At 61.1% G+C, this 12630-nt stretch carries 8 protein-coding genes and 1 tRNA gene; 6 read left to right on the forward strand and 3 right to left on the reverse strand.

All coding sequences use genetic code 11. The features are described 5' to 3' along the window. The first annotated feature begins 134 nt into the window (after nt 1-134). The 5 genes from RMN95_RS15240 (at nt 135) to pepD (ending at nt 6515) form a co-directional block, all read left to right on the forward strand. Complete coding sequence (locus RMN95_RS15240) at nt 135-1262, forward strand: sugar ABC transporter substrate-binding protein (protein ID WP_309617757.1); 1128 nt, start codon at nt 135-137, stop codon at nt 1260-1262. A 116-nt stretch (nt 1263-1378) separates the two neighbouring features. After that, entirely contained in the window at nt 1379-2428 is a 1050-nt protein-coding gene (locus tag RMN95_RS15245) for an ABC transporter permease (RefSeq protein WP_309617758.1), read from the forward strand. After that, nucleotides 2425-3972 (forward strand): sugar ABC transporter ATP-binding protein, encoded by a 1548-nt coding sequence (locus RMN95_RS15250; RefSeq protein WP_309617759.1) that lies wholly within the window; start codon nt 2425-2427, stop codon nt 3970-3972. The genes RMN95_RS15245 and RMN95_RS15250 overlap by 4 nt, the downstream gene beginning before the upstream one ends. Before the next feature lie 5 nt (nt 3973-3977). Further along, on the forward strand, nt 3978-4994 hold the full coding sequence (locus RMN95_RS15255) for an ABC transporter permease (RefSeq protein WP_309617760.1): 1017 nt from the start codon (nt 3978-3980) through the stop codon (nt 4992-4994). A gap of 27 nt (nt 4995-5021) precedes the next feature. Then, nucleotides 5022-6515: a beta-Ala-His dipeptidase gene (pepD, locus tag RMN95_RS15260; protein ID WP_309617761.1), complete on the forward strand. Its 1494-nt coding sequence runs from the start codon at nt 5022-5024 to the stop codon at nt 6513-6515. A gap of 443 nt (nt 6516-6958) precedes the next feature. Here the strand turns inward: pepD and RMN95_RS15265 are convergent. From RMN95_RS15265 to RMN95_RS15275, 3 genes are all read right to left on the reverse strand, one after another. Beyond that, nucleotides 6959-7035 (reverse strand) — tRNA-Met (locus tag RMN95_RS15265). A 62-nt stretch (nt 7036-7097) separates the two neighbouring features. Beyond that, nucleotides 7098-9962, reverse strand: a complete 2865-nt coding sequence (locus RMN95_RS15270; protein WP_309617762.1) for a UPF0182 family protein — start codon at nt 9960-9962, stop codon at nt 7098-7100. Nucleotides 9963-10044: 82 nt separating this feature from the next. Continuing rightward, a complete protein-coding gene (locus RMN95_RS15275) occupies nt 10045-11154 on the reverse strand; it encodes a S16 family serine protease (RefSeq protein WP_309617763.1) in 1110 nt (369 codons plus the stop codon). A 116-nt stretch (nt 11155-11270) separates the two neighbouring features. Here RMN95_RS15275 and RMN95_RS15280 point away from each other — a divergent pair, with 116 nt between their 5' ends. Continuing rightward, on the forward strand, nt 11271-12626 hold the full coding sequence (locus RMN95_RS15280; RefSeq protein WP_309617764.1) for a zinc-dependent metalloprotease: 1356 nt from the start codon (nt 11271-11273) through the stop codon (nt 12624-12626). The last annotated feature ends 4 nt before the right edge of the window (nt 12627-12630 follow it).

Consider the following 12630-nt stretch of genomic DNA (forward strand, 5'->3'; position numbering starts at 1 on the left):
GTTTGAAGGCGCATGCCCTGCCTTTGGGACACCGGCTGCAACCATAACTCTTGCAAGCCAGGGAGTCCGCAGCATAATGGGCTATCGGAGTTGTGATTGACTTCACAACCGTGTGTTTGTCAAAGGAGCCCAGAATGGCCATCAAGATCTCGCGGCGACGAGTAGCTGCCAGCCTCGCGACCACGGCGGTGCTCGGCCTGAGCGCGGCTTGCTCATCGACCACCGACACCGCCTCCGAGCCGATCGCCAAGGACGACATCGTCCTGGTGGCCTCGGTCATCAACACGACCAACCCCTACATGGCCTCGAACATCGAGGGCGCCAAGGCGCTGTCGAAGAAGCTCGATATTCCCCTGGAGATCGTCGACTCGAACGGATCGTCGCAAACTGAAATCTCGAAGATCCAGGCCATTCTTGCCAAAGGCAAGAAGGTCGTGATGTTCGTCAACACGGTTGCCAGTTCTGACGCTCCCACCATCGTCAACGCGGTGAAAGCTGCTGGCGGATTCGTCACCATTTGGTGGAACAAGCCGGACAGCCTCGAGCCCTGGGACGTCGGCAACAACTTCGTAGCGTTCCAAAAGCACCCCGGAGTTGACAGCGGCGCCTGCACGGCTGACGCGCTCGCGAGCGCAATCGGCGGCAAGGGCAACATCATCGCTCTGCCGGGCGTGCAGGACAGCACCACCAGCCAGACGCGTGTTGCGGGTATGGAAAACACTCTGAAGACGAAGTTTCCCAACGTGAAGCTACTTGAAGAACGACCCTCTGGTTGGGATCCTCAGCTCGCATACAAAAACACTCAAGATCTCATCGCCAAATACGGAGACACGATTAGTGGCGTCTGGACAGCCGATGATGGTATGCAGATCGGTGCGATGCAGGCGTTCAAAGATGCGGGTCTTCTTGACAAGGTGAAGTTTGCCTCGGACGGGCTCTACCCCCCCACCATCGCATCAATGAAGGCGGGCGAGGGCAACAACGCCATCGTCGGCGAAACATTTCATCGCGGATACATGGCCTCCGCAATGGGTCTCTACACCGCGTATCTCGCGGCAACGGGCGAGATCGATCCGTCTACCCTCTCCCACGATAAGCGAGACAGCCTCTTCAAGATCAGCTGCGTTACGCCAGCGAACCTCGGAGAATTCACCAAGTGGGACGATGACATCCCCGGATGGATTGATTCACTGGTGAAGAACGGCCCCTGGGACACTCAGCCTGTCCCGCTGATCGGTGGCGGACCGGAGGTTCTTCCGTAACTACGTGGAGCACCCAGGCTTCTCGCTCCGTCTCGCTCCTGGCCGCAACCCCACCGGGGTTGCGGCCGGGAGTCTCCAAATCCTGCTATACGACTCACTCGTCACGAGGTGGAAAAATGCTCCCCACGGAACCCGCTGTGCTGGCACCGGCCATGACAGATAAGACCCCCTCGAGGCCCTCTACCAGGGCTGAAACAGCCCGAACATTTCCGCGCACATGGGGCGAACCGGTCGCATTGGTCGGAGCTCTCGTAGTGCTCGGGATCACGTTCACCATTCTCAATCCGAGGTTTGGCACCCTGACAAACCTCCAAAACATTCTCGACCAGAGTGCCCTCCCCCTGATCATCGGCGTGGGTGCGACCCTGGTCATTCTCCTGGGTTCGATCGACCTCTCGGTCGAGGGGGTGATGGGTGCCTCCGGCATGACTTTTGTGCTGTTGTCAGCCAACAGTCGCGGTGGCCCTGATCTCGGCATCCTGGCGTTTGTCGCGGCCATTGCAGTAGGCACTGCGCTCGGCGCGGTGAGTGGGACGATCTACACCAAAGTCAAAGTTCCGTCCTTCATCGTCACGCTGGGGATGTGGTTCGTCGGCCTCGGAATTGCTACCGTCCTGTTCGGCACCGAGACGATACCCTCCCTCACAAACGATGAATTATCAACCTGGTCGTCGCAGCTCACCTTTGGGCTCCCCAACGCGTTCCTCCTCGCCGCCGTTGTCGTCATCGGAGGTGCTGCGCTCCTTCGATTCACGAGGCTGGGTCGGGTGATCCTGTCCATCGGAAATAATGAGCTAATTGCCCGAGGCAACGGAGTATCCGTCGACCGCTTCAAAATATTTGTTTTCATCATTGCTGGTGCCCTCAGCGGGCTCGCCGGCGCCATTGCCTCGATACAACTTGGATCCGGATCGGCAACCGTTGGCGTGGGCCTCCTTTTCGTCACGATCCCGGCGGTTGTCATTGGTGGCACGTCGCTGGGCGGGGGCAAGGGCGGAGTTCTCAGAACCGCCCTCGGCGTCATCCTTCTCACGGTGCTCAATAACGGCCTCATCCTCGCCGGTGTGAGCCCGAACTATCAGTCGGCAGTGTCAGGAGCGATCCTTGTAGCAGCGATAGTCGCCGCGGCGTGGTCACAGCGTGATCGACTGAGGATCGCGAAATGACCGGCGACGATCAGGACCGGCCCACTCACGCGCCCGTTCTCAAACTCACTGATATTCGTAAGAGTTTTGGCTCAGTGCACGCAGTCGTGGGGATATCGCTTGAGATCGCCCGGAACGAGGTCGTCGGACTTGTCGGCGAGAACGGTGCTGGGAAGTCGACGCTGATCAAGATCCTCACCGGTATCTACCAACCCGACGGCGGTTCCATTGAAGTCGACGGGAAGGTTGTGCGGTTCCGCGGCCCCCGTGACGCCGTGGCATCTGGAATCGGTGTCGTTCATCAGGAGCAGTCCCTATTTACCAATCTGTCTGTCGCCGAAAACATCGAGATGAACGCAGTTACGGAACGGGGAAGCGCTGTTCGGTTCGGGTTTTACCGTTGGGGCAGGTTGAACAAAAACGCCGCGGCGTCGCTCGCGAGAATTGGCTCACAGCTCAACCCGAAAACGCGTGTTGGCGACCTCCCCTTCGTCGACCGGCAGATGGTCGAGATCGCTCGCGCCATTCGAGTAGAGCAGCATCGGATCACGGCCCCGCTCGTCATTCTTGACGAACCGACGTCATTGCTCGAACGCACCGAAACTGCCGTTCTCGAACGCGAGATCGGCAAACTCAAGGACTTCGGTTCCGTGATTTTCGTCTCACACCGCCTGGACGAAGTGATGCGCATCTGCGACCGCATCATCGTGATGCGGCACGGCAAAGTTGTGGCCGACCGGCGTAGTGACCACGTCACGGAAGACGAGCTCTTCAAGCTGATGGTGGGCCGCGAGTCACATGCGGTAAAGCGAGATCACCCCGTCGACGATGGTTCACTCGTGCCTGTCTTTGAGGCCACCAATCTAACCCGGAATGGGAAATACAGAGACGTGTCATTCTCGGTACTGCCGGGACGCCTTACCGCCATTATTGGAGCGACCGGATCGGGCCGAGAGTCACTTGCCAGAGCCATCTTTGGCGCCGAGGCTACTGATGGCGGCACCATGTCCATTGGCGGTGTCGCCGTACATTCATGGAGCGTCACCAAGGCAGTCGCGGCGGGGGTCGGCTACGTTCCGGCTGAGCGCAAGGTGGAGGGTATGGTCGGGGCCCTTTCGGCGGCGGAGAACATCACGCTCACCCACCCGGGCAGGGCCGCCAGGGGGCCGATCCTCGTTCCCCACAATCGCGCTCGGATCGCCCAGGAGTGGTTCGAGACGCTGGATGTTCGCCCGAATGACAGCTCGTTGGAACTGGACCGGTTTTCCGGCGGCAACCAGCAAAAGGTAGTGATGGCAAAGTGGCTGAATTCTCCGAACCTAAAAGTTCTCGTGTTAGATCACCCTCTGCGGGGACTCGATCCGGGAGCTTCGCAAACCGTGAACGAGCACATTCGAACCGTGTGTGCCGAGGGCGCCGCCGTCATCCTTCTCGCTGACACTCTCGAGGAGGCGCTTGACATCGGCGACGACATCATCGTGATGCGCGACGGCGAGGTATCGGCTCGTTTCAACGTTGCAGTAGATAATCCCTCGACCCTCGACCTCCTGGAAGGGATGGTGTAGCCCACATGGACGCCACCGTAATTGATCGTTCATTGGATGACGTTCTGCTTCCGGAGAGTACTCGCCCGAGGAAGAAGTGGCACCCCCAAAAGATCTGGCAGACCGTCGGACCACTCACTATCTTCGTCGCCATGTTCGGATTGGTCGCTGCGTTGACGCCAACCTTCGTCGGAGGAGGAGGGCTGATCGTCGTCGCTACATCCGCCGCGCCGATTCTCCTTGTAGCGCTGGGCCAGGCGCTCGTGCTCAATGTGGGATCCATCGACCTGTCGAACGCCTCACTCACGCTATTGGCGGCCATCCTCCTCGCGATGATGCTGGCGCCACTGTCGACCGCTGCTCCCCTCGTCATCGTCGTGATCGTGACGCTATTCGGGGCTGTCAACGGACTGCTCGTCGCATTTACCCAGGTGCCTTCCTTCGCTCTCACCCTCGGGACGTTTGGAATTTTCCAGGCCGGCGCTCTCGTGGTCAGCAACGCGACGACGGTGTACGTGTCAAAGAACGGCGAGCCGATTGTCGGGCTCTTCCAAAATGGTGTGGCGGGCATCCCGCTGACATTCTGGCTCGGGGTCGGGGCCGCAGTTCTACTTTGGGTTACTTTGCGGTTCACCCGATTCGGCCAGGGGATGACAGCGATCGGGCTCAACGAAACCGGGGCAATATTCTCAGGGATGCATACTCGATGGCTCAAAGTCGCTGCGTTCGCTCTCTCTGGATTACTGGCCGGGCTCGCCGGGATCACCATCATCGCGCAGGCGGGTTCTGCCTCCCCGACCGGCCTCGGAAGCGACCTGCTCCTTCCCGGAATCGCCGCTGCCATCGTGGGCGGCACGTCGATCTCGGGCGGGTCCACCAATCCCATAAACGTCGTATTCGGCGCCCTCACCATCGCCTTGATCCCTATCGCAACAGCGGTCATTGGGATTGAGGCTCAGGCGCAGAACTTGGTTTATGGGGTGGTCATCATCGCTGTGGTCGCCCTCACCATGGCCCGCTCACGCGACGGCGTCGTCAAATGAGCAACGTCAATTATTAGGAGAGAGCTCATGACCGAAGGCTTCGCCACAACTGTTGTCACCCAGGGTGTGCTCGATCGACTCGAGCCACAAGAGGTTCTCGGTTTCTTCGAGATTCTTGCCAACATCCCTCGCGGTTCCGGTAACGAAGAACGCGTTGCGCAGTGGGTTGTTTCTTTCGCTCATGAACACGGACTCGAAGCGGTCAAGGATGATCTGCACTGCGTTCTTGTCAAAAAACCCGGCCAGGGCGGTCTGGAGCAGTCCGCACCACTGGTGCTGCACTGCCACCTCGACATGGTCTGCGAGAAGGCCGAGAACACCGAGTTCGATTTCGTCAACGACCCGATTCGACTTGTTGTCGAAGGGGATTTCATCTCCGCAAACGGAACGTCCCTCGGAGCGGATAACGGCATCGGGGTGTCCTATATTTTGGCGCTTCTCGCCTCCGACAACCTTCCGCACCCTCCACTCGAAGCCGTTTTCACCTCTATGGAGGAATTGGGGAAGGGCGGGGCCGCACACTTCGATACAACTCAGCTCAGCGGCCGGCGAATGATCGACTTTAATTGGATCAGCGAAAGCGAAATTTTGGCGGGGTGCAGCGGAGACGTCACCTTCACGGTGGACGTCCCGGCGGAGTGGACATCCATTCCTCTCACTCACACCGTGACCCGCCTGTTCTCGGTTCGCGGGCTCAAAGGTGGTCACTGTGAGTTCGACATCCAACGTGAAAGAGCGAATGCTATTCAGGTATTGGCCCGGGGCCTGACGGAAATTTTGCGGGATAATGACGTACTCATTGCCGATCTCTCGGGGGGTGCACAAAATAATGCAATTCCCGCGGATGCTCACGTTGTGCTTGTGATGCGCCCGGAGCATGCAGATAGCGTGGCTGCGATCATTGCACTCCTCCAGACGGACCTCCACGACGAATTCATGCTCGCGGATCCCAACATCCGGCTCGAATTATTGGACGTTGCCGCTCCACGGCGGACTTTCTCGGGGGAATCAGGCAAACGCCTTGCGAAGCTCACCCAGTTGATACCGAACGGCGTCATCAGCTGGAACCTACATGTTCCTGGGCGCGTCGAAACCTCCAATAATCTCGGCACGATCAGAACCACGCCCGAGGGTGCCCGATTGATGTCCACCATCACATCGGCCGTCTCGTCTCGCAAACACGACGTGCTCCATCGAGTCAGCGCGCTCGCCGACCTCGCTGGCGGAGGCATCAATGTTCGCATTTTCGGCCTGGATGCTCCCGAATTCCCCTATCGACCAGACTCGGAGCTACTCGCGATCGCCTCACAGGCATATCGCGATGTGATGGGATCCGAGCCGAGCGTCGAGGTGTCCCAATGTTCGCTCGAACTCGGTATGTTCAGCCGTCGCGTGCCCATCGACGACATCATTTCGATCGGGACTGAACTTCACGACCTCCATTCGCCCGCCGAAAAGGTAAACCACACCTCCGTGGCGCGAGTCTGGCCCCTGGTGATGAGGGTTGTTTCTCGCTTGTAACGCGTGCCGATCCGGGCGTGAACACACTTTTTCGTTGCCTCCTCTTTCGAAGCGGGGCCAGGATTTGACTCCCCTACTGAGCCGTCGATCTATCGAGAAATGCGCGGTGGAGAGCTAGTTTCGGTGCTCGACAATCCGGACTGCACAGCGGTGACGGCGCCCACGCGCGGCTTCGCGTCCGAACCGCACGCCGTCCAGCTGCCCACGGCGTCACGCCGGTCACGACGACGGGAAGTTGGGCACGTAGGGGCAACCCCCATCGAGACCCGGGGAACTGCGCGTTCGCAAGACCACAACCGTACCTGTGTCGGGTCTCGCGGTTGCGCGATAAGGGGGGAAGACCAAAAGTGCAGCAGGAATGGCTCGGTCTGAAGACCGGGCCATTCCTATTTTGGTTGCTTTATTTTCGTTGCACTTTTCGTTGCACTTTTTGTTGCACTTTTTGGTTGCGGGGACAGGATTTGAACCTGCGACCTCTGGGTTATGAGCCCAGCGAGCTACCGAACTGCTCCACCCCGCGGCGTAATACCAGCGTAACACAGCGCAAGGTTCGGGCCCGCCAGGGGTGGCGGGCCCGGATGGCTAGCTGGATGCCGCGATGGCCTGCTCGATGGCCTTGACCATGCGGTCGTCCGCCTCTGCAGCCGAGACCAGGTCATTCGCGGCGTATGCCGCCTGCCGATCTGCGAATGCCGCCTGGTAGTCGGCTAGTGCCTTGCTTAGGGCCGCGTTATCCGTGGGCGTGGTCGGGGTCGTCGGCGTGGTCGGATCAGTCGGCGTGGTCGGCGTCACCGAGCCGTCACCGGCATTTGCTCCTGAATCACCGCCGAACAGCGTATCCAGCGCCTGATTGAGGGTGTCTTCGAAGGCAATCTTGTCACCGAACGAGACAAGCACTTTGCGCAGCAGCGGGTAGATCGTTCCTGTGGTCGCCTGCACGTACACGGGCTGCACATAGAGAAGCCCACCACCCACCGGTAGCGTCAGAAGATTACCCAACTCGACCTTGGTCTCGCCGCGTTGAAGCAATGCCAACTGATTGGCCACGTCAGTATTGGTGCGGAAGTTGGTCTGTACCTGCCCGGGGCCGGGCTGCGTCGTCTGCTTCGGGAGGGTAAGCAGCGTCAGTTTGCCGTAGTTGGGCCCGGCATCCGAATCGACCGCTAGATACCCGGTCAGCACGTTTCGAGTGGAATCGGCGCTCGCCTTCGGAATGAACGTCGAGTACAGGGTGAATGCGGGAGCATCGGTGCCCGGCACCTGCATCGTGAGGTAGTAGGGCGGCTGGAGAATATTCGCCGTCGTGCTTACCGGGTCTTCTGGAGTGACCCACTGATCATCGCTGGAGAAGAACGAGCCGGGGTCGGTGACGTGATAGGAGCCCAGGATGGCACGCTGCACCTTGAATAGGTCGCTGGGGTAGCGCACGTGATCGAGCAGTTGCTGATCCATGTCGCTCATCGGTTTGACCGTGGCGGGAAAGACCTTCTCCCAGGTCTTCAGCACGGGATCCTTGTCGTCCCAGGCGTACAGCGTCACCTTGCCGTCGTAGGCGTCGACGGTGGCCTTGACCGAATTGCGGATGTAGTTCACGTCATCGACGGCGAACGCGGGTTTCGGCGTGTAGGTGTCGGCGATCATGTCGCTGAGCTGCCCGACCCGAGAGTATGGGTAGTTGGTGCCGGTCGTGTATCCGTCGACGATCCACACTATTTTGCCGTCGACAATGGCCGGGTACGAGTCGTTATCGAGTGTGAGGTACGGCGCAACTTTCTGCACGCGCTCTTTCGGGTCGCGGTCGTACATGATCTGCGACTTATCGGTCACGGCCTCCGACAAGAAGATCTGCTCAGACTGGAACTTGATCGCGTAGATGAGCTTCTTGAACACGTTGTCGAGTTTCGGGCCTCCGTTGCCGGTAAAGGTCGTAGACGCATTCTGCTCACTCTTCTCACCTCCCGAGGGATAGTCGAGTTCGATCTTTTTGCTGCCCTTGGCTCCACCGACGATGGAATATGCGGGCGACTTCTCGCCGAAGTAGACCCGAGGCTCGAAATCACCCAGGGAGCCAACGCTGGGGATCCCCGACTCCAGGAACACGGGCTCGCCTCCCGACGAGCGCTGGTTGCCGTAGGCCGCGACCACGCCGTATCCGTGGGTGTAGACGAACGTGTTGCTGTAATCGGTCTGCGAGTCGCCGAGGCCGGCCTGGTTCAACTCTCGTACCGCGATCACCGTGTCCTGGGTCTTTCCGTCGATGTTGTAGCGGTCAACATCGAGGTGCGGTGCGAAGTCGTAGTACTGCTTGAACTGCTCGAGCTGTTTGAACGCATTTGGTGCGATTGCAGGGTCGAGGATTCGAATGTTGGCCGTGGTCTCCGCATCCGCCCTCAGTGCGCCGGGTGCGGCGTCGGAGGTGGCGCTGTACGGCACCTCTTTCACATCGCTGACGCCGTACGCCTCTCGAGTGGCCTTGATATCGCGTTCGATGTAGGGCGCCTCGTACGTCTGGGCGCTCGGCACGACCTGGAACCGCTCGACGATCCAGGGGTAGAGGCTGCCGACGACCAGCCCACTGACCAGGAGCAGTGCCGTGCCGATGATCGGCAGGCGCCAGCGTCCGATGATCGCCGTCACGATGAAGAGCACGGCCACCAGGGCCGCAATGCCGGCGAGAATAGCGCGGCCGGGAATGGTGGCGTTGGCTTCGGTGTATCCGGCTCCGGTCACCAGGAATCCCTGCGCCGGTGAGTACAGGGTCGTGAACTGGTCGAGCCAGATGCTCGCGGCCTGCAGAGCGATAAACACCGCCGCGGTGATGGCGATCTGGATGCGGGCGGAGCGTGAGATGCGCACCTCGCGGCCGTTGAAGCGCAATGCGCCATACAGGTAGCTGGTGGCGACTGCTCCGATGAAAGAGATGAGCACGACCGCCGAGGCGAATCCGAGCGCCCCGTGGAACAGCGGCAGGTCGTAGAAGTAGAACGAGATGTCGAGCCCAAATTGCGGATCGACCTGACCGAATGGGGTCTTGTTGAGCCACTGGAGAACCACCGGCCAGTGGGTCGCGGTCGACACTCCGCCGAAAATTCCGAGTACGACCGGAATGCCGATCATCGCAAGCCTGCGTAGCGGCTCGATAACCTGCTGGTATCGGTCGAGCTGTGAGTTGAGCTTCGCGTAGACGGGACGGGCGCGGAACGCGACCAGGATGCTGACGTACACCGGGATGGCCATGCCGAGAAATCCGACCAGGAACATCGCAGCACCGGCAAACCACTGCGTGGTCAGCACGCCCAGGAAGCCAAGTTGGTCGTACCAGAGCACCTCGGTGTAGAGGTTCGAGACCACGAAGAAAGCGATCACGAGAACGGCAATGATCACCGCCGTGATGGTGAGGGTGACCCTCGTTCTGTTGGTCGCGGTCGGTGAGGATTGTGTCGACACGGTGTTGGTGCTCCTGCTGTTGGGGGGCGTGCCACCAGCTTAAAGCAGCAATGCTGCAAAATTACCCGCCGAGGCGTTACTGCTACCTGACCGGACAGGCGGGCAGTGTGCTGGTGGATGCGCCTGACTCGATGGCGGTGAGGGCCGCAAGCGCGTCATCCAGTGTCGCAATCGCAAAGACGGTGAGCCCGTCGGGGATGTGACCGGTGACCTCGCCGCAGTTCGATTTCGGTGCCAGGAACCAGTCAGCACCAGCGTTCCTGGCACCGTAGAGCTTCTGTTGAATGCCGCCGATCGGGCCCACCTCGCCGGACCCGCTGATCGTTCCCGTGCCGGCAACGATCTCGCCGCCGTTGAGCTTGCCCTCGGTAAGCTTGTCGATGATGCCGAGAGCGAACATCATGCCGGCGCTCGGACCGCCCACGTTCTCGAGCTGGATCTTCACGTTAATGGGGAAGTCGTAGTCGCCCCCCGCGATAATCCCGATGATGGGCGCAGGACTGTCTCCGTCGCTCAAAGTCGGGGTGATGCTGACCGTTTCGGGCTTCCCGCTGCGGGTGATGTCGATGACGGCCGCCCTATCCACCCCATTCGCCGCAATTTCGGAGCGCAGCCCGGTGACGTCCGCGAACGTGGCACCGTTGACTCTGAGCAGCACGTCGCCCGCTTCCAGCACGCCGGCAGACGGGGAACCCTGGGATGCCTCCACTACGGTCACCGTGCTGGCGAAGGTATAGCCGAGCTCGGTCAGGGCGGCCGCGATTGCCTCCTTCTGCGAGTTGGCCATGTCGACCTGGCCCTGGTTGTTCGAGTCGTCCAACGACACCCCTGCCGGGTAGATCAGGTCGACGGGCACAACGGCCTTGCTCGGGTCAAGGTATGCGGACGCGATCTCGAACCAGCTCGGAAGCTCCTGGCGATTACCCCGGATGCTGACCGTGAGCATGTCGAGAGAGCCCCCGGTGGGGAACGTCTTCTCATCCGGAATCTGGATCATCGGAACCTCGGCGCCGTCGATCGACACATCACCGAGCGTGTCATAGACGGGCCCTGGCTGCTCGATCACGAACGGCGCGGGGACGAGCGTGACGACGAGCAGGCCAGCGAGGCCGATTCCGAGAATCGTCCAGCCGATCCACCGGCGCCGGGGGCGGGGCTCAGGGTCTGGTGAAATGTCGGTGAAAAGTGCCACCGGTATCCTTACGCGCGAGGTGAGATTCGGCTGTTCGCCACGGGCGCACAGCTCGAAAACACCAGCCTAGGTGAAATTCCAGCCCGGTCGTGCGTGCAGCCGCTAGCGTAGTTTGCATGGCTGACGATTCGCGGGACGACACTGGCGCGGGCAACCCGGAAGACGAGTTCCGCGACATGCTGAAAGAGTTTCTTGCCGGCAACACCGAGCTCGACCCGGCGAAGCTTGCCTGCGCCGCGGGGCTGCCGAACGATCCCGAGATGGTCGCGCAACTGATCAGCCAGCTCCAGGCGGCGCTTCAGAATACAAGCGACGGCATCAACTGGGATCTGGCGCTGCAGCAGGCGACCGGGATCGCCGAGCGCGGCACCGTGGTGTCGCTCCCCGCCGAGCGGTCGCAGCTCGAGCAGGCCCTGCACGTGGCATCCCTCTGGCTTGACGAAGCCACCACCATCTCGGAGCTGACCAGCGTTCCCAAACTGATGAGCCGCAAGGAATGGGTCACGGCCACGATTGGCGTCTGGACGCAACTGGCCGAGCCGGTCGCGAACTCCATCGCCACGTCGCTGACCGACGTGCTGGCGCAGAGCGCGCCCGAAGACGGCGAGCTCGATGACATGATCCAGAACGCCAGCAAGCTGATGCGCAACGTCGGCGGCACCCTGTTCGCCATGCAGCTCGGGCAGGTCGTAGGGCAACTCTCGAGCGAAGTCGTCTCCGGTGGCGACATCGGCATTCCATTACTGGATGGCGAGCAGGCCGCCATCCTGCCCCAGAACGTGCTGGGATTTGGTGCCGGGCTCGACATTGCCACCGATCAGGTGCAGCTCTACCTCGCAGTGCGCGAACTGGCCCACTCCCGACTGTTCCACCATGCACGGTGGCTGCGACTGCAGCTGCTCAGTTCCATCACGGAGTTCGCGAAGGGCATCAGGATCGACACCGGTCGCCTCGAGCAACTCGCCGCAGACTTCGACCCGAGCAACCCCGAGGAGTTGCGCGACGCCATGACCTCGGGCGCCCTGATCCCGCCAAAAAACGAGGACCAGCTTGCCGCCCTGAGCCGTCTGGAGACCACCCTCGCGCTCATCGAAGGCTGGGTCGATGTGGTCACGGCGGAGGCAACCACACGCCTGCCGGCGAGCGCGGCGATCGCCGAGACGGTGCGCCGCAGGCGCGCATCCGGAGGCCCCGCCGAATCGGCATTCTCAACCCTGGTCGGCCTCGAACTGCGCCCGCGACGCCTCCGTGAGGCGGCCGCGATGTGGCAGAAGGTAACGGATGCCGTGGGCAGCGAGAAGAGGGACGAACTGTGGTCGCACCCTGATCTCGTCCCCACCGCCGGCGACCTCGACGACCCCACCACCCTCATCGCCCGCATCACCGCCGGCGAGCCCGAGCCCGACGACGTCGACCAAGCCATCGAAGACCTGCTCAACGACGACACAAGCGAGCGGCCGCGCGAGGAGTAGCCGC

This window comes from Salinibacterium sp. (assembly GCF_031364185.1).
In the GTDB taxonomy this organism is placed as follows: Bacteria; Actinomycetota; Actinomycetes; order Actinomycetales; family Microbacteriaceae; genus Rhodoglobus.

What these genes read in the sequence shown, in the direction of transcription:
- RMN95_RS15240 (WP_309617757.1), top strand. Translation starts at nt 135, where the DNA reads ATGGCCATCAAGATCTCGCGGCGACGAGTAGCTGCCAGCCTCGCGACC.
- RMN95_RS15280 (WP_309617764.1), top strand. Translation starts at nt 11,271, where the DNA reads ATGGCTGACGATTCGCGGGACGACACTGGCGCGGGCAACCCGGAAGAC.
- pepD (WP_309617761.1), top strand. Translation starts at nt 5,022, where the DNA reads ATGACCGAAGGCTTCGCCACAACTGTTGTCACCCAGGGTGTGCTCGAT.
- RMN95_RS15250 (WP_309617759.1), top strand. Translation starts at nt 2,425, where the DNA reads ATGACCGGCGACGATCAGGACCGGCCCACTCACGCGCCCGTTCTCAAA.
- RMN95_RS15255 (WP_309617760.1), top strand. Translation starts at nt 3,978, where the DNA reads ATGGACGCCACCGTAATTGATCGTTCATTGGATGACGTTCTGCTTCCG.
- RMN95_RS15245 (WP_309617758.1), top strand. Translation starts at nt 1,379, where the DNA reads ATGCTCCCCACGGAACCCGCTGTGCTGGCACCGGCCATGACAGATAAG.